The organism is Azospirillum sp. TSO35-2, from assembly GCF_003116095.1.
Lineage (GTDB): Bacteria > Pseudomonadota > Alphaproteobacteria > Azospirillales > Azospirillaceae > Azospirillum.
The window spans coordinates 702241-719355 of record NZ_LGRA01000013.1; the positions used below are offsets into that span (position 1 = coordinate 702241).

Below are 17115 nucleotides of genomic sequence, written 5' to 3' on the forward strand. Positions count from 1 at the left end.
GGGTGATGGCATGAGGGCGGCGACATGACCGGCATGACCTTGACCTTCCGGGGCGACGCCGGGCTGGCGGTGGACCTGTCCGCCGTGCTGCCCGACCGCCTCGCCGGCCTGCCGGCGGAGTCGGTAATGCGGCTGGCGCTGCCCTGCGGCGGCGGCGAGGCGCCGCTGGGCGATTTGTTCGACATCCAGGGCGGCGACGCCGCGGACGGCCTGCTCATCCGGCCGGGCGGCGCCCTGCTGCACCGGGTCGGCGCCGGCATGGCCTCGGGACGCATCCTGGTCGAGGGCGACGTCGGCGGCCACGCCGGTGCCGGGATGAGCGGCGGCGAGCTGCGCATCACCGGAAGCGCCGGGCCGTCGCTGGGCGGCGCCCTGCCCGGCCTGCCGCAGGGGATGCGCGGCGGGCTGATCGTCGTCGCCGGCGACGCCGGGGACCGCACCGGCGAGCGGATGCGCCGGGGGATCGTCGCCGTGGACGGCCGCGTCGGCGCCTACGCCGCCGCCTTCATGATCGCCGGCACCGTTGCCGCCGGCGGCGGCTGCGGCCCCTGTCCAGGCTTCGGCATGCGGCGGGGCACGCTGCTGCTGGGCCGCCGCCCCGACGCACGGCCGGATGGCTTCGTCGACGGCGGCCAGCGCGACTGGCTGTTCCTGCATCTGCTGCGGCGCGCGCTGGAGGGCACCGGAAGCTGGTTCGGCGGTGCGACCTCGACCCGCGCCCATCGGTTCATCGGCGATCTGGCGGAAGGAGGACGGGGTGAGATTCTGGCGATGCTCTGACTTATCGATCGTCGGGAAGCGACAGCGCGCGGCCGCGATCCTGCCGATTGTCGGCCTGCTCACCCTCCTGCCAGCCACCGCCGCCCTGGCGCAGGAGTCCGGCGGGCCGGCGCAAACGCTGATGATCGGCTATCTCGGCCGCCAGGAGGAGCCGCGCACGCCGCTGAGCTTCCTCGAACCGGTGGCGACCGACGAGGGGCTTCAGGGCGCCCGGCTCGCCATCGCCGACAACACCACGACCGGGGCGTTCCTCAACCAGACCTACCGGCTGGTGGAGCAGGTCCTGCCGCCGGACGGCGACCTCGGCGCCGGACTGAAGGCGCTGTCGGACGAGGGGGTGCGCTTCATCGTCGCCGACCTGCCGGCCGACGCGCTGCTCGCCGCCGCCGACCGGCCGGAGGCCCGCTCCATGCTGCTGTTCAACGCCCGCGCCCCCGACGACGCGCTGCGCAACGAGCAGTGCCGGGCCAACATCCTGCACACCGCGCCCAGCCGCCGCATGCTGGCCGACGCGCTGGCGCAGTATCTCGCCTGGAAGAAATGGACGAACTGGAGCCTGCTGGTCGGCCGCGACCCCGGCGACGCGCTCTACGCCGACGCCGTCCGCCGCGCCGCCAAGCGCTTCGGCGGCCGGATCGTCGCCGAGAAGACCTGGACCTTCGACACCGGCAACCGGCGCACCGACACCGGCGTCACCACCATCCAGTCCGACGTTCCGCTCGCCACCCAGGGGCCGGACCACGACGTGCTGGTCGTCGCCGACGAGGCCGACAATTTCGGCGACTATCTCGACGGCCACACCTGGTACCCCCGCCCGGTGGCCGGCACCCAGGGGCTGACCGCCACCGCGTGGTCGCGGGTGAACGAGCAGTGGGGCGGCACCCAGTTGCAGGCGCGTTTCGAGAAGCAGGCCGGCCGCTGGATGACGCCGCGCGACTACGCCGCGTGGCTGGCGGTGCGCAGCGTCGGCGAGGCGGCGTCCCGCACCAACGGCACCGGCTTCGACGATCTCGCCGCCTACCTGCACAGCCCCGATTTCGAACTGGCCGGGTTCAAGGGCGAAGCCCTGTCCTTCCGCAAATGGGACGGCCAGATGCGCCAGCCCATCCTGATCGCCGGACCGCGCATGCTGGTCTCGGTGTCGCCCCAGGAGGGCTTCCTGCACCCGGTGAGCACCCTCGACACGCTCGGCGATGATGCGCCGGAAACCAAATGCCGTCTCAACCGATAAGGCGGGCCAACCCCATGCGATTCCTACTGCGCGTTTTGCTGATTCTCGCCGCCCCCGCCCTCGTCGCCGAACGGGCGGCGGCGGCGGAAACCATCTTCGTCTCCAACGAAAAGGACAACCAGGTCGCCGTCGTGAACGGCGACAGCCTGCAGATCACCAACAAGATCAAGGTCGGGCGACGCCCCCGCGGCATCACGCTGAGCGGCGACGGCACCCAGCTCTACATCTGCGTCGGCGACGACAACCGCATCGACGTGCTGGACATCGCCAGCGGCAAGCTGGTCGACCCGCTGCCCTCCGGCCCCGATCCGGAGCTGTTCGTGCTGTCCCCCGACGGACGGAAGCTCTACGTCGCCAACGAGAACGACAACATGGTGACGATCATCGACACCCAGAGCCGGACGATCGCCGGCACCATCCAGGTCGGCGTCGAACCGGAAGGCATGGGCATCAGCCCCGACGGCAAGATCCTGGTCAACACCTCCGAAACCACCAACATGGCGCACTTCATCGACACCGAGAAGCGCGCGGTCATCGGCAACGTGCTGGTCGACACCCGGCCGCGCGTCGCCCGCTTCACCGCCGACGGCCGCCAAGTGTGGGTGTCGAGCGAGATCGGCGGCACGGTCAGCGTCATCGACGCCGCGGCGCGCAAGGTGATCAAGAAGATCCGCTTCGAGGTCACCGGCGTCCGGCGCGAAGCCATCCAGGCGGTGGGCATCCAGATGACCCGCGACGGCAAGCGGGTCTTCGTGGCGCTCGGCCCGGCCAACCGGATCGCCGAGATCGACGCCGACAGCCTGGAGGTGAAGCGCTATTTCCTGGTCGGCCAACGCGTCTGGAACCTCGCCTTCTCGCCCGACGAGAAGCGGCTCTACACGACCAACGGCATCAGCAACGACCTGTCGGTCATCGATCTGGAACGCAACAAGGTGATCAAGAGCATTCCCGTCGGCGGCGCGCCCTGGGGCGTCGTCGTGAAGCCCTGAAAGAGGCGCCCTGAACGACAGGCCCCGAAGGAGGAGGCGACGCCGGGGGAACCCGCAACCCGTGCGCTTGGTTGACAGACCAGCACGGGTGCGTCGCCGACGGTCGACGATGACCCGGTCAGAGGGAGGTAGACTCCATGCAGAACGACCGCAAGGATCAAGCGTCCAAGCCAGCGTCGAAGCCGGGTCAGAAGAGCGTCCTGAGCGACAAGGCGGAGTTCGAGAAGGACGAAGGCAAGGACACGGTCTCCCACATGAGCGACACGGGCAAGGCCGGGGCGGGCAAGACCGGGGCGGCCAGCACGCCGTCCGGTGCCAAGCACGGCGGAACCGACCGGTCGTAAGCCGCACCGTGTCCCCATCGTGACAATCGCCTGAATAGGGCGCCTGATTCTGGAGACGAACCATGAAGACCTCGACCATCCTGTTCGGTGCCATCGGTCTGGCCATCGGCGTGGCGGCGGCGGCGCTGCCGGCCTCGGCCCAGTCCAGCTCCTCCTCCGGTGCAACGTCGCCCAACGGCACGACCACCCAGAACGCCCCCGCCGCAACCAGCGGGCAGTTGCCGCCGGACTCCCTGCCCGGCCAGCGCCAGGGGGCCATCGGCGGTGAACCGGTGACCCAGGGCAATTCCGGCTCGTCGAGCGACAGCACGGCGTCGCCGACCGGGCAACTTCCCGGCAACTCGCTGCCGCAGGAGCGCCAGGGCACGATCGGCGGCAAACCGGTGACCCAAGGCGGGGGCAGCGGGTCCTCGTCCAACAGCAGCGACCAGTAACCCGCGGCCGTCCGCCAAACGGGTATTCTTTCGTGCCAATATCGCAGCCGCTGTCTCAAATATGGGGTAGTACCGACCAAGCCACCGCGCCGTCCATCGCAGTATTGGCGCAGTGCGAAGGCGGCGGCTGCGATTTTAAGTTACTCCGAACCACTTTTGTGAGTTTGGCCGGAACCGAAAGACACTGGCATAATGCCAGCCTGACCAGCGCCATTGCCGCGCCTGATCCAGAGCTATCTTTGCTGGAGCGGCGTGGCCGGCGTGTCCGCAGCGACTGCGGCGGTCCCCAACGACGTCGAAAACTAGGGAGCAAACGACAATGGGCATGTGGCAAGGTTCTTCCCCGAAAATCAACCGTGTGCTGGTGGGCGAATCGCTCGTCGGCGACGGCAACGAGGTTGCCCACATCGACCTGATCATGGGACCGCGCGGAAGCGCCGCGGAAACCGCCTTCTGCAACGCGCTGACCAACAACAAGAACGGCTTCACCAGCCTTCTGGCGGTCATCGCCCCCAACCTGCAGTGCAAGCCCTCGACCATCCTGTTCAACAAGGTCACGATCAAGGGGGCGGAGCAGGCGGTGCAGATGTTCGGCCCGGCCCAGCACGGCGTCGCCAAGGCGGTGGCCGACTGCGTGGCGGAAGGCACCATCCCGCAGGACGAGATCGACAACATCTTCATCTGCGTCGGCGTCTTCATCCACTGGGAAGCCAAGGACAACGCCAAGATCCAGGACTACAACTACCGCGCCACCAAGGAAGCCATCGAGCGCGCGGTGTCCGGCTTCCCGACCGCCAAGGACCTGCTCGCCCAGAAGGACAACGCCAAGCACCCCTTCGCCGCCTGAGGACACCGGTGACGCTCCTTTGCCGCGGCCGGTTGCCGTGGGGGGTGCGTCACCGGATCACGGCCTCCAGATCGGCGGCGGTGATGCGGCCGTCGTGCAACGCCGTCGCCACCAGCGCGCCGGCCACGCCCTGCGACGCCAGTTCCCGAAGGTCGTCGCCACCCCGCACCCCCCCGGCCGCGAACAGAGCGGCCAGCGGGGCCAGACGGCGCATGTCCGCCAGTCGCGCGCGGTCCGGACCGGCGCCCGACCCGACGCGCGCCAGCGTCATCACGATCAGCCGCTGCGTCCACAACGCGCTGCGCTCCAGCAGTTCCGGCGGTCCGATGAAGCGGTCCCGGAAGTCGAGCGACAGGACGACGCGCGGCCAAGCCGGATCCGCCCTCAGCGCCTCCAGCGCCGCCACGCCCGACAGGCTTTCACTGCCCAGCACGGCCTCCCCCGGATGCCGGCCGAGAAAGTCGCGGATGTCGTCACCCCCCCGAAACGCGGCATCGACCCAGAAGGCGACCTGCGGGAACGCCGTCGCCAGCTCCGCCAGCACAGCCCGGTTGTCGCCGGTCCCCTGGATGGCGTCGAGGTCGGCGACATAGACGGTGCGGAAGGGAAAGAGACCGAGCAGCCCGCGCATCACCGCCACCGGCCCATTCCCCTCGCACAGCACGGACCGCAACGGCTGGTAACGCTCCCGCTCGCCACGGCGGGCGTGCACCACTTGACCATCGCGCAGATCGAGCACGGGTATGACCTGGAACACCTCAACCCTCCTTGGAGCCGGACATGCGGATACTGGTCTGTGAATTCGTGACGGGCGGCGGCATGCCGGGCGGCGAGCCGATTCCGGCCGGGCTTGCCCATGAGGGCGACCTCATGCTGCGCGCCCTGGTCGGCGACCTGCTGGCCGTCCCCGGCGTCGAGGTGGTGGCGACCCGCGATGCCCGCCTGCCCCCGCTGCCCCCGCCGGCCCAGAGCATAGCAGTTGCCGACAGCGGGGAGGCCTGGGCTCTTTGGAAGCATCTCGCCGGGACGATCGACGCCGTGTGGCCGATCGCCCCGGAAACCGACGGCGTTCTCGAACGGCTCAGCCGGCTGGTCGTCGATGGCGGTGGACGGTTGCTGAACAGCGCCCCCGACGCCGTGGCCATCGCCGCAAGCAAGTCCGCCACCGCGACGGCCCTTGCCGCGGCCGGCCTACCCGTGGCGCCGGCCTGGCACGTCGATGCCGTCGATGATCCGCCGGACGACGGCCCCTGGGTGGTCAAGCCGGACGACGGCGCCGGATGCGAGGACACCCGGCTGCTGCGCGATCGGGCCGACTGGGCGCGGTGGCGGGCCGGGGCCGCGACGGCCGGCTTCATCGTCCAACCCCACATCGCCGGCACCGCCGCCAGCCTGTCCATGCTGTGCCGCGACGGGCAGGCTTGGCCGTTGACGGTGAACACGCAACGCGTCGCGCTGTCCGGGTCGCTGTTCGCCTACCAGGGCGGCATCATCGGCAGTTCCGCCATCACGCCGGAGCTGTCGGCCCTGGCCCGCGGCGTCGCGGCGGCGCTGCCGGGGCTTGCCGGCTATGTCGGCGTCGATTTCATCGCGACGCCGGACGGACCGGTGGTTTTGGAGATCAACCCGCGCCTGACCACCTCCTACGCCGCCATCGGACGCGCCACCGGGATGAACGTCGCCGCCGCCGTCCTGGGCCTGCTGCAGGACCCGCCGGTCCCGCCGGCGCCGGTGGAGCGGCCACAGCCGGTCACCCTTGACCTGGGAGCGGCGTCGCACCGCACCGAGAAGGATGAAATACCTTTCGTATTGCCAACCTTTTTACAGACCGTTTGACTGGCCGCACCACGCCGCGGACGGCAAGCGTCCCTTCTAATAAACGGACTTCTCTTTCTTTATCCCCCAAAATCAAGCTGTATTGCGTAGAACTATTCTAATTCCAAACCGTTGCCCACCGCCGAATCCATGGTGCGCCGCACAAAGAGCTAGCCATAATTCTCACATCCCTCTCCTTTCGGGTTATGGTCGCACCCTGCCGTCACCGGTACACTTTCCTAACGGGCCAGCCGGCAACGGGGCCCGCACCACCCGCATCACACGGAGGAGATGGACATGAAGACGTGGCGCAAGCCGACGATCGTCGAGATTCCGGTCGGCACCGAGATCAACGCATACGCCTGCGCCGGCTTGTAAAGGATGCCGGTTTGCAAAGGTTGAGGCCGCCGCCGCGATGAGGCTCATCGTGTCCGGTTCCACGGTCGGCGGCGGTGCCCCGCGGTGACGGTGACGTCGCGTGTGGGGTGCCGCCGTGATCGCCGGGTTCCTGCGCGCCCGATGACCGAACGCCGGATGACCGAACGGGGGTTCATCACCGCATGACCACGCCAGTTGCGCTCCCCGACCCTCCCCCCGATCCACCCTACGCGGTGCTGGCCGAACTGACCCACCGCTGCCCGCTGGCCTGTCCCTACTGCTCCAACCCGCTGGCGCTGGAGCCGAAGACGGACGAGCTGGACACCGCCACCTGGATGCGGGTGCTGGACGAGGTGGCGGAGGCCGGCGCCCTGCACGTCCATTTTTCCGGCGGCGAGCCCTGCGCCCGCCCCGACCTGGAGGCGCTGGTGGCGCACGCCGCCCGGGCCGGGCTCTACACCAACCTGATCACCTCGGCGGTCACGCTCGACCGCGAACGGCTGGACCGGTTGAAGGCGGCCGGGCTCCAGCATGTGCAGATCAGTTTCCAGGACACCCGGGCCGACGGGAACGACCGCGTCGCCGGTTTCCAGCGCGCGTTCGAGCGCAAGCGGCGCGCCGCCGGCATGGTGGTCGACGCCGGTCTGGCGCTCACCGTCAACGCCATCGTCCACCGGCACAACATCGACCATGTCGACGAGTTCTTCGACCTCGCGCTCGACCTGCGCGCCGGGCGGATCGAGGTCGCCAACGTCCAGTATTACGGCTGGGCCCTGCTGAACCGGGCGGCGCTGATGCCGACGCACGACCAGCTCGTGGCGATGGACGCGGTGATCCGGGCCCGGCTTCCCGCGCTGAAGGGCCGGCTGGTCGTCGATTACGTGGTGCCCGACTATTACGCCCGCCGGCCGAAGGCGTGCATGGGCGGCTGGGGCCGCCGCTTCCTCAACGTCACGCCGTCCGGCAAGGTGCTGCCCTGCCACGCCGCGGAAACCATCCCCGGCCTGGTCTTCGAGACGGTGCACGACCGTTCCATCGCGGACATCTGGCGCGACTCCCCGGCGTTCGAGCGGTTCCGCGGCACCGGCTGGATGCCGTCGCCCTGCCGGGAATGCGACCGGCGCGAGATCGACTGGGGCGGCTGCCGCTGTCAGGCGCTGGCGATCTCCGGCAACGCCGCGGCGACCGACCCGGTCTGCGAGTTGGCCGAGGACCACGCCGCCGTCGCCGCCATCGCCGAGCGGGACGCGGCGGCCACCGGACAGAGTTTCATCCATCGCCCGCACGCGGCCGTCCGCAACACCGAACCCGCGGCCTGACGTCTTTCCCCCTCAGCCGACCGGCCGCGGCTCGAAATGGGCGAAGCACTGCCCGGTGCCGTCCGGCGCGCTGGCGTCGTAGTGCAGCGCGCACAGCCGCAGGCGGCCGGCGGCGCCCAGTTCGGGGCCCGCCAGCATGGTGTGGACGCTCTCGCCGCCCAGCAGCCGGTGGGCGGTGGTGAGGTACAGCCGCGACAGCCGGCCATCCCGCAGCATGGTGTCGAGCATGCGCGGCCCGGCGAGCAGATAGAGGCTGCACAGCCCGCGCCGCCCCAGTTCGCGCACCAGCGGCGCCCCCTCCACCGATTCTCCCGCGCCAACGGTCAGCACCTCGTAGCCGGCCGCGCGCCACCGCGCCACCCGCTCGGCCGGCGCCGCGGCCCCGGTGGCGATCAGGACGCGTTGCCCATGGCGCGCCAGCGAGTCCGGGATCGGGAACTCCAGGCTGGCGCTGGCGATCACCACGGCAGGCTGGGGCGACAGGCCGTTGTCCGCCCGCCAGCGCGCCAAGCCCCGCGTCGCCTCCTGCGTCCCGACCTGCAGCACGTCGTCCAGCCGGCCCGCCGCAAGGTCGCGCAGGTAGCCGCCGTGGGTGATCAGGCAGTCGGCCTGCGCCTGCAACTCCAGGAACAGGCGGAAGTCGTTGCCGCTGACCAGTCCGGCCGGCAGACGGCTTTCCCCGGTCGCGGGGTCGCGCACCGCGATGCGGCCGTCCAGGCTGCTGACGAAGCTGGCGTAGACGAAGGGGCTGGCCGGGCTTCCCAGGCTGTGCAGCCGGTGGGCGAGGTACGCGCCGTCGAGCGGCACCTCCTCGACCGGGCCGGGGAACAGGCGGAGCATGCGCGCGGTCATTGCGGCCTCACCAACGCCGCGGCGCCGACCCGCCGCAGGAAATCATCGGCCAGACAGCCGGCGATGTCGGTGTCGCTGACGGTTTGCAGCCCCTGCCACGCCGGCATGGAGTTGACCTCCAGCACCAGCCAGCCGCTGTCGCTGTCTCGCTCCGGTGCGGCGATCAGATCGACGCCGGCGTAATCCGCCCCCACCACGGCGGCGGCGCGCACCGCCAGATCGGCGACGACGCCGTCGGGACGGAAGGGCTCGCAACGGGCGCCCTGGTGGACGTTGGTGATCCAGCTCCGGCCGTGCCGGATCATCGCCGCCACGGCGACCCCGCCGACGACGAAGACCCGGCAGTCGCGCCACGCCCCCTCCCGCAGCGGCGGCACGAAGGGTTGCAGGTAGTAGACGCCGGCCATCGCCTCGGGCTCCGGCACCTCGTCGGGCCGCGACAGCCGGCGCAGGCCGCGCCCTTGGGCACCGAACAGCGGCTTCAGCACGCAGTCCGGCCACTCCTCCACGGCGGCGCGGGCGGCGTCGGCGGTTTGCACGGCGACGGCCGGCGGCGTCGGGATGCCCGCCTGGGCCAGCAGGAAGCTGGTGGTGCTCTTGTCGACGCAGCGTTCGATGGCGCGGGCGCCGTTGTAGACCGGCACCCCCAGCCGGTCGAGCGCGTGGAGCACGCCCAGCCGCAGCGTCACCTGTTCGAAGCTGCCCTGCCCGACCACCCGGACGAAGGCGCCCAGCGGCAGCGCGTCGCCGAAGCCCGGCAGGTGCAGCCCGGTCGCCGTGCGCCCCACCGCGAAGCCGCAGGCGTTGAGGGAGACGCGGCGGCACTCCACCCCCCGCCGTTCGATGGCGCGCGCCAGCCGCGCCGCGTGCCAGTCGGCCCCGTCGGTGAACAGGGCGATCGCGTCCGTCATGCAGCCTCCACCATGGCGTGTTGATCGAGCAGGCACCGCGCGCGCCAGCCCGCAAGGCGGCGGGCCGTCACCGGATCGGCCGCGTCGGCCAGCACGGTGCAGAGCGGCACCCCCGCCGGAATCCGCGCCGGCACGGCCGGCCGGTCGGCGGTCCAGCGCGGCCAGCGGGTGTCGTCGGCCAGCGCCATCGGCACCCTGGTGTAGACGATCGCCGCCGCCCGGCAGCCGGTCAGCGCCGGCAGCCGGTCCGGCAGGGCGCCGGCGCAGGCGTCGAGATGGAGCGCCAGCAGGCTGGGCATCGGCGCGCGGTCGAACAGGTCGAGCGTCGCCCCCGGCCGCGGGTTGATCTCCAGCAGACACCAGCCGGCGGGTCCGACCAGGAAATCGGCGCTGTTCAGCCCGACCAGCCCCACCGCCTCGGTGATCCGCGCCACCGCGTCGATCATCGACCTTGCGGTGGTGGCGAAAGCCGACACGGACAGCGGACCGACCGCGCCGCCGTAGCGATAGGGATGGTCCGGAGTCGGCGCCGTCCATTGCCGGCTGAAGCCGACCGGCATCATCCGCCGCCCGTTGGCCCGCCGCCCGTCTGCCAGGAACAGCAGCGACAGCGGACGCCCCGGCGCCCGGCGTTGCCAATAATGCCCGGCCAGCGTCCGGACCGCCGCCTGCCCGGCAGGCCGCCGGATGTGGGCCCCGCCACTCGCGCCGGCCCGCTTGAGCAACCACCCCTCGCCGTCGCGTGGCGGCAACATAGCGACCTCCGGGTGCGCGATGCCGAGACGACCGAGCAGCGCCGCGAAGGCGACCGGGTCCTTCAGCCACGCCACCGTGTCCGGCCGGTTGCCGAGCAGCGGCCGGTCCCGCGCCAGCGCGGCCAACAGGTCCGGCCGATCCTCGAATCCGGCGCCATAGACGAGCGGCACCCCGCGCAGGCCCGGCGCGGCCAGCGCCCGCAGCAGCGCCGGAGCGGGCATGCGCAACCGGCGCGACGGCAGGGCGAGGCACGGGTCGGCCATCGCCGCCGTGTCGGTGTCGGCGAACAGGTCCAGCGCGGCGACACGCCGCCCGTCGCGGCGCGCGCTCGCTACCAGCGCGCGGGCCGACAACGCCGCGATCACAAGCTCCGGGTCCGCCATCTCAGCCTCACCGTGAACCGGTCCAAGACGGGCCACAGCGGAGATGCGACCACAGTCAAGGCCACGCCGCCCAGACCCTTGCGGGTTACCACCGCGGGCGGGGCGGCGATGTGCCCGGTCATACGCCTTGAACATTCCTTTGCAGTCCCAACAATCATGCTCCAAAGCCATCTTTTCAATGGTCATCCCGAACATCGGCGTCCGCTGCTCCCGCGGTGCGCCGCCCTGGGGGCGAGACAGATCGAGGAAGACAGGATGTACGAAGCCGCAACCCGCGCGGAGCCTCCGTCGATCCCCGTCATCCAGGGTCCGGCGGCGCTGGCGGTGGAGGATCTCAGCCACAGCTTCGGCACGCGTGAGGCGCTGGACCGCGTGTCCTTCACCATTCCCCCGGCCGGCTTCACCATGCTGCTGGGGCTCAACGGCGCCGGAAAGACGACGCTGTTTTCGCTGATCACCCGGCTCTATTCCAACCGCACCGGCGCCATCCGCATCTTCGGCTTCGACCTCCGGCGCCAGCCGACCCGTGCGCTGGAGCGCATCGGCGTGGTCTTCCAACAGCCGACGCTCGACCTCGATCTCAGCGTCCTGCAGAATCTGCGCTACCACGGCGGCCTGCACGGCATGCGGCCGGCCGACTGCGAGGCGCGCGCGCGGGAAGAGCTGGCGCGCATCGGCTTGGCCGACCGGGCGAACGACAAGGTCCGCGCGCTGTCCGGCGGGCAGCGCCGCCGGGTGGAACTCGCCCGCGCCCTGCTGCACCGGCCGAGCCTGCTGCTGCTCGACGAACCGACCGTCGGCCTCGACGTCGAGTCGCGCCGCGACATCCTGCGCCATGTCCGCGCCCTCTGCCGCGACCAGGGGCTGGCGGTGCTGTGGGCGACCCACCTGATGGACGAGGCCGATGCGGACGACGCCGTCGTCGTGCTGCACCAGGGCCGCCTGTGCGCGTCGGGCGGCGTGCGGGCGGTCTGCGCCGCGACCGGCGCGTCGAGCCTGCCCGACGCCTTCAGGGCCTTGACCACCCGTGATGCCGGACCCCACGAGCCCAAACCCCAGGAACCAAGACGATGAACGCCGCGACCTGCTGGTACTGCCTGCGCAGCATCATCGTGCGCGAAGGCCTGCGCTTCCTCCACCAGCGCGAGCGCTTCTTCGCGGCGCTGGTCCGGCCGCTGGTCTGGCTGGCGATCTTCGCCGTCGGCTTCCGCGCGGTGCTGGGCGTGTCGATCATCCCGCCCTATGAAACCTACGTGCTGTACGACGAATACGTGGTTCCCGGGCTGGTCGCGATGATCCAGCTGTTCAACGGCATGCAGAACTCGCTGTCGATGGTCTATGACCGCGAGATGGGCAGCATGCGGACCCTGCTCGTCAGCCCGCTGCCGCGCTGGTACCTGCTGGTCGCCAAGCTGCTGGCCGGCGTCACGGTGTCGATCGCCCAGGTCTATGTCTTCCTGGGCATCGCGTATCTGTGGGGGGTGGAGCCGCCGCCGCTCGGCTACCTCGCGGCGCTGCCGGCGCTGCTGCTCAGCGGGCTGATGCTGGGCGCGCTCGGGCTTCTGCTGTCGTCCTTCGTCAAGCAGTTGGAGAACTTCGCCGGGGTGATGAACTTCGTGATCTTCCCGATGTTCTTCGCCTCCTCGGCGCTCTACCCGCTGTGGCGGATCAAGGAGGGCAGCCCGACGCTGTACCAGATCGCCGCCGTCAACCCCTTCACCCAGGCGGTCGAGCTGATCCGCTTCAGCCTGTATCTCCGATTCGACGGCGGCGCCCTGCTGTGGGTGCTCGGCTGTCTGGCTGTTTTCCTCGGCGCGGCGGTGCTGGCCTACGATCCCGGCCGCGGCTTCTGGGCACGGCGCGGCGGACCGGCGGAACAGTCCTGATCGCGCTGCCGCCATCGGTTATGACCTCGCCGATGGTGTTACCTCTTCTTGGAGATACTTATACACTATTTCGTTTGACCAAAAAACTTTCGAACGGGGCTGGAAAAAATTCTTCACAGCCTATCAGTATTTTACGACACTGATTATCAGCATACCAAACATGGCTCCAGTCAGGCCATAGCTTGTGACACGACGCATTCCGGCGACCGTGGCCGACCACGTCCGCGACGCCGCAGCAGCTTGAAATCGGAAGCATACGGACCGCCTCCACCGCGACGCCGCCCCGGTCGACATCGCGTCCCACTCGCCAAAGGGAAACCGCTCGACTGAAAGACCGACCGTCATCTCGAACACCGTCACCGCACAGTCCCTGGGAACACGGACCACCCCTAATAAACTGGGAGGAAACACATGAAGTCCCTCGTGCGTTGCCTGCTCGTCACCGCCGCGATCCAGGCGGCCACCGCCGTCACCGCGTACGCCAACGATGACATTCTCAAGAACCAGAAGGACCCGGCGAACTGGGCCCTGCAACTCGGCAACTACGCCGGCCAGCGTTACAGCCCGCTCGAACAGATCAACCGCGACACCGTGAAGAATCTCCGCCCGGTGTGGGAATTCTCCACCGGCGTGCTGCGCGGCCACGAGGGTGGTCCGATCGTCGTCGGCGACACGATGTACATCTCCACCCCGTTCCCCAACATCGTCTACGCGCTCGACCTCAACGAGAACGGGCGCATCAAGTGGAAGTACGAACCGAAGCAGGAATCGTCGGTCATTCCGGTGATGTGCTGCGACACCGTCACCCGCGGCGTCGTGGTCGCCGGCAACAAGCTGTTCCTGGGCCAGGCCGACAACACCCTGGTGGCGCTGGACGCCAGCACCGGCAAGGTGCTGTGGACCGCCAAGAACGGCGACGCGTCGAAGGGCGAGACGCTGACGGCGGCCCCGCTGGTGGTCAAGGACAAGGTCTATGTCGGCATCAGCGGCGGCGAGTTCGGCGTGCGCGGCCACCTGACGGCCTATGACATCAACACCGGCAAGCAGGTGTGGCGGGCCTATTCGACCGGTCCCGACAAGGACGTGATGATCGACCCGCAGAAGACGCTGATGCTCGGCAAGCCGATCGGCGAGCCCGACCTCGGCATCAAGACCTGGCCGGCGGACCAGTGGAAGATCGGCGGCGGCACCACCTGGGGCTGGTACACCTACGATCCCGACCTGAACCTGATCTATTACGGCACCGGCAACCCCGGCACCTGGAACCCGACGCAGCGCGCCGTCGACAAGGACCGGGCCAAGAGCGACAACAAATGGTCGATGACCATCTTCGCCCGCGATGCCGACACCGGTCAGGCGAAATGGGTGTTCCAGAAGACGCCCTTCGACGAATGGGACTATGACGGCGTCAACGAGAACATCCTGGCCGACGTGAACATCGGCGGGCAGCCGCGCAAGGCCCTGATCAACTTCGACCGCAACGGCTTCGCCTACACCATCGACCGCACCAACGGCGAGCTGCTGGTCGCGCAGAAGTACGATCCGTCCGTCAACTGGGCGAGCGAGATCGACATGAAGACCGGCCGCCCGAAGGTGAACGACAAGTACAGCACCTTCGCGCAGGGCGAGGATCACAACACCACCGGCGTCTGCCCGGCGGCGTTGGGCTCCAAGGACCAGCAGCCGGCGTCCTTCTCGCCGGACAGCGGCCTGATCTACGTGCCGACCAACCACATCTGCATGGACTACGAGCCGTTCAAGGTGGAGTACTCGGCCGGCCAGCCCTATGTCGGCGCGACGCTCAGCATGTACCCGGCGCCGAACTCGCACGGCGGCATGGGCAACTTCATCGCCTGGGACCCCAGCGCCGGCAAGATGGTCTGGTCGAAGGCCGAGCGGTTCGCGGTGTGGAGCGGCGCCCTGACGACCAAGGGCGGCCTCGCCTTCTACGGCACGCTCGAGGGCTACCTGAAGGCGGTCGACCTGCGTGACGGCAAGGAGCTGTACAGCTTCAAGACGCCGTCGGGCATCATCGGCAACGTCAACACCTACACGCACAAGGGCAAGCAGTATGTCGCCGTCCTGTCGGGCGTCGGCGGCTGGGCCGGCATCGGGTTGGCCGCCGGCCTGACCGGTGCGCAGGAAGGCCTGGGCGCGGTGGGCGCGCACAAGTCGCTGGGCGAATACACCCAGCTCGGCGGCGTGCTGACCGTGTTCGCGCTGCCCGACAGCCAGTGACCTCGATCGTCGGGCGCCGCTCCCAAGGGGCCGGCGCCCCTCTTTTCCAAGCAGACGACACCCAAGCACGAGACCCCCGGGGAGAACCATCGAGATGCCCAAACACCTGATCGGACTGTGCACGGCACTGGCGTTCACCGGCACGCTGGCGCTGGGCACTGCGTTCGGCCAGCAGGACGCTACCAAAACCCCCTCAGCCCAAAACACCCAGCCCCAATCCACCCAGGAAGCCAAGATCCCCGACGCCAAGGACAAGGTCGACGACCAGGGCGTGCCGCTCTACACGGTGAAGGACGGCAAGGTCGACCAGGGGACCTACAACGGCTACCGGCGCTACGCGTCGTCCTGCCATGTCTGCCACGGCCCCGACGGGCTCGGGTCCTCCTTCGCGCCCGCGCTGGTCGACAGCCTGAAGCGGATGGATTACTGGCAGTTCACCGACGTGGTCACCAACGGCCGCACCAACATGGGCGCCACCGGCGACAAGGTGATGCCGACCTTCGGCAGCGACCCCAACGTCATGCTCAACCTTGCCGACATCTACCGTTACCTCAAGGCCCGCTCCGACGATCAGGTCGGCCGCGGCCGGCCCGAACGGTTCCCGGCCTCGTGAGACCGGCATGATCCGCCGGCCCGTCCTTCTGCTGGCCGCCGCGCTGTGCGTGGCGGCCGGTTCTTCCGCCCGGGCGGCCGAGGGCATCCCGACCGATGCGCTGCGGGTCTGCGCCGACGCCAACCTGCTTCCCTTCTCCAACGACCGCGGCGAGGGGTTCGAGAACCGCATCGCCCAACTGATCGCCAACGACCTGAAGGTGCCGCTGACCTTCACCTGGTGGCCGCAGACCATCGGCTTCGTCCGCAACACCCTGCGCACCCGCCAGTGCGACCTGGTGATGGGGACGGCGGTCGGCGAAGAGCTGATGCAGAACACCAACCCCTATTACCGGTCGACCTACGCGCTGATCTACCGCAAGGATTCCGGGATCACCGCCAAGTCGCTGGCCGACCCGTCGCTCCAGGGCGCGCGCATCGGCGTGGTGGCGCGCACGCCGCCGTCCTCGGTGATGCTGCGCCACGGGCTGACCAACATGGAGCCCTACCAGCTCGACACCGACACGCGTGTCCACCACCCGGCGCAGCAGGCGGTCGAGGACGTCGCGGCGGCGCGCACCGACGCCGCGGTGGTGTGGGGGCCGATCGCCGCCTATTTCGCCGACCGCCAGACGGTCCCCATGGTCGTCGTCCCGCTGACGGACGAGCCGGGGGCGACGCCCTTCGAATACATGATCTCCATGGGCCTCCGCCCCGACGAGCCCGATTGGCGCCACTGGCTGAACGAGTTCATCGTGCGCCGCCAGGGTGACATCGACCGCATCCTGGCCGACTACCATGTCCCGCTGGTCAACGCCGACGGAACGATCCGGGCAGCGGCGGCCCAGCCACCGGCGGCTCGATCAGAAACAATGGAACCGGACGGCTACCGGATGGACGGCTACCGCGCCCCGGTCCCGGCGACCCTGCGCGGCGCCGAGACGGTGGTGCCGGCGGAGGTCGAGCGGCTGGCGAAGGCCGGCGCCGTCCTGATCGACGTGCTGCCGACGCCGCCGAAACCGGCCGGGCTGTCGGCGGACAGCCGCTGGGTGCCGCCGCCCCATCTCAGCCTGCCGGGGGCGCATTGGCTGCCGAACGTCGGCTATGGCGCGCTGTCGGCCGACCAGGAGGCGTATTTCCGCACCAACCTGGAGGCACTGACCGGCGGCGACCGCAAACGCCCGCTGGTGGTGTTCTGCCAACCCGATTGCTGGATGAGCTGGAACGCCGCCAAGCGCGCCGTCGCCTGGGGCTATCAGGCGGTCAACTGGTTTCCCGCCGGCACCGAGGGCTGGAAGGCCGCCGGCCACGACCTCGTCACGGTCGACCCGGAACCGCGCGCGGCCAACTGAGTGCGATCC

Annotated in this window: 18 protein-coding genes; 14 read left to right on the forward strand and 4 right to left on the reverse strand. The window is 69.7% G+C overall.

The features are described 5' to 3' along the window. Positions 1 to 24 precede the first annotated feature (24 nt). The 6 genes from TSO352_RS33905 (at position 25) to fae (ending at position 4625) form a co-directional block, all read left to right on the forward strand. A complete protein-coding gene (locus TSO352_RS33905) occupies positions 25 to 780 on the forward strand; it encodes a formylmethanofuran dehydrogenase subunit C (protein ID WP_109107265.1) in 756 nt (251 codons plus the stop codon). After that, entirely contained in the window at positions 758 to 2011 is a 1254-nt protein-coding gene (locus TSO352_RS10565) for an ABC transporter substrate-binding protein (RefSeq protein ID WP_247872017.1), read from the forward strand. The genes TSO352_RS33905 and TSO352_RS10565 overlap by 23 nt, the downstream gene beginning before the upstream one ends. 14 nt (positions 2012 to 2025) lie before the next feature. Then, complete coding sequence (locus tag TSO352_RS10570) at positions 2026 to 3000, forward strand: PQQ-dependent catabolism-associated beta-propeller protein (protein ID WP_109107267.1); 975 nt, start codon at positions 2026 to 2028, stop codon at positions 2998 to 3000. 137 nt (positions 3001 to 3137) lie between these two features. Then, positions 3138 to 3344: a hypothetical protein gene (locus TSO352_RS10575; RefSeq protein WP_109107268.1), complete on the forward strand. Its 207-nt coding sequence runs from the start codon at positions 3138 to 3140 to the stop codon at positions 3342 to 3344. Positions 3345 to 3406: 62 nt separating this feature from the next. Continuing rightward, the gene (locus TSO352_RS10580) at positions 3407 to 3778 is read left to right on the forward strand and encodes a hypothetical protein (RefSeq protein ID WP_109107269.1); all 372 of its coding nucleotides are present in this window, start codon (positions 3407 to 3409) and stop codon (positions 3776 to 3778) included. 325 nt (positions 3779 to 4103) lie between these two features. Next, complete coding sequence (gene fae, locus TSO352_RS10585; protein WP_109107401.1) at positions 4104 to 4625, forward strand: formaldehyde-activating enzyme; 522 nt, start codon at positions 4104 to 4106, stop codon at positions 4623 to 4625. Between the two features lie 49 nt (positions 4626 to 4674). Here fae and TSO352_RS10590 read toward each other — a convergent pair whose 3' ends face one another. Continuing rightward, positions 4675 to 5382: a HisA/HisF-related TIM barrel protein gene (locus tag TSO352_RS10590; RefSeq protein WP_109107270.1), complete on the reverse strand. Its 708-nt coding sequence runs from the start codon at positions 5380 to 5382 to the stop codon at positions 4675 to 4677. 23 nt (positions 5383 to 5405) lie between these two features. Here TSO352_RS10590 and TSO352_RS10595 point away from each other — a divergent pair, with 23 nt between their 5' ends. The 3 genes from TSO352_RS10595 (at position 5406) to pqqE (ending at position 8137) form a co-directional block, all read left to right on the forward strand. After that, complete coding sequence (locus TSO352_RS10595) at positions 5406 to 6461, forward strand: ATP-grasp domain-containing protein (protein ID WP_109107271.1); 1056 nt, start codon at positions 5406 to 5408, stop codon at positions 6459 to 6461. 276 nt (positions 6462 to 6737) lie between these two features. Next, positions 6738 to 6818, forward strand: coding sequence for a pyrroloquinoline quinone precursor peptide PqqA (pqqA, locus tag TSO352_RS10600; RefSeq protein ID WP_109107272.1), 81 nt, complete (start codon positions 6738 to 6740; stop codon positions 6816 to 6818). A gap of 182 nt (positions 6819 to 7000) precedes the next feature. After that, positions 7001 to 8137, forward strand: a complete 1137-nt coding sequence (gene pqqE, locus TSO352_RS10605) for a pyrroloquinoline quinone biosynthesis protein PqqE (protein WP_109107273.1) — start codon at positions 7001 to 7003, stop codon at positions 8135 to 8137. Positions 8138 to 8149: 12 nt separating this feature from the next. Here pqqE and TSO352_RS10610 read toward each other — a convergent pair whose 3' ends face one another. Genes TSO352_RS10610 through TSO352_RS10620 form a run of 3 tightly spaced genes read right to left on the reverse strand, consistent with a single transcriptional unit; the run spans position 8150 to position 11039 of the window. Continuing rightward, positions 8150 to 8989 carry a dihydrofolate reductase family protein gene (locus tag TSO352_RS10610; RefSeq protein WP_109107274.1) on the reverse strand — a complete coding sequence of 280 codons (840 nt, stop codon included), beginning with the start codon at positions 8987 to 8989 and terminating at the stop codon, positions 8150 to 8152. Next, positions 8986 to 9900 (reverse strand): RimK family alpha-L-glutamate ligase, encoded by a 915-nt coding sequence (locus tag TSO352_RS10615; protein ID WP_109107275.1) that lies wholly within the window; start codon positions 9898 to 9900, stop codon positions 8986 to 8988. Before TSO352_RS10615 ends, TSO352_RS10610 begins: the two co-directional genes overlap by 4 nt. Beyond that, positions 9897 to 11039, reverse strand: coding sequence for an ATP-grasp domain-containing protein (locus tag TSO352_RS10620; protein WP_109107276.1), 1143 nt, complete (start codon positions 11037 to 11039; stop codon positions 9897 to 9899). The genes TSO352_RS10615 and TSO352_RS10620 overlap by 4 nt, the downstream gene beginning before the upstream one ends. 255 nt (positions 11040 to 11294) lie before the next feature. Here TSO352_RS10620 and TSO352_RS10625 point away from each other — a divergent pair, with 255 nt between their 5' ends. The 5 genes from TSO352_RS10625 to TSO352_RS10645 all read left to right on the forward strand — a co-directional run bounded on the left by TSO352_RS10625 (position 11295) and on the right by TSO352_RS10645 (position 17106). Continuing rightward, complete coding sequence (locus TSO352_RS10625) at positions 11295 to 12113, forward strand: ABC transporter ATP-binding protein (RefSeq protein ID WP_109107277.1); 819 nt, start codon at positions 11295 to 11297, stop codon at positions 12111 to 12113. Further along, positions 12110 to 12925: an ABC transporter permease gene (locus TSO352_RS10630; RefSeq protein ID WP_109107278.1), complete on the forward strand. Its 816-nt coding sequence runs from the start codon at positions 12110 to 12112 to the stop codon at positions 12923 to 12925. Before TSO352_RS10625 ends, TSO352_RS10630 begins: the two co-directional genes overlap by 4 nt. A 411-nt stretch (positions 12926 to 13336) precedes the next feature. Next, positions 13337 to 15163, forward strand: a complete 1827-nt coding sequence (locus TSO352_RS10635; RefSeq protein WP_109107279.1) for a methanol/ethanol family PQQ-dependent dehydrogenase — start codon at positions 13337 to 13339, stop codon at positions 15161 to 15163. A gap of 94 nt (positions 15164 to 15257) precedes the next feature. Continuing rightward, positions 15258 to 15776 carry a c-type cytochrome gene (locus TSO352_RS10640; protein ID WP_109107280.1) on the forward strand — a complete coding sequence of 173 codons (519 nt, stop codon included), beginning with the start codon at positions 15258 to 15260 and terminating at the stop codon, positions 15774 to 15776. A 7-nt stretch (positions 15777 to 15783) separates the two neighbouring features. After that, the gene (locus TSO352_RS10645) at positions 15784 to 17106 is read left to right on the forward strand and encodes a quinoprotein dehydrogenase-associated putative ABC transporter substrate-binding protein (RefSeq protein ID WP_109107281.1); all 1323 of its coding nucleotides are present in this window, start codon (positions 15784 to 15786) and stop codon (positions 17104 to 17106) included. The last annotated feature ends 9 nt before the right edge of the window (positions 17107 to 17115 follow it).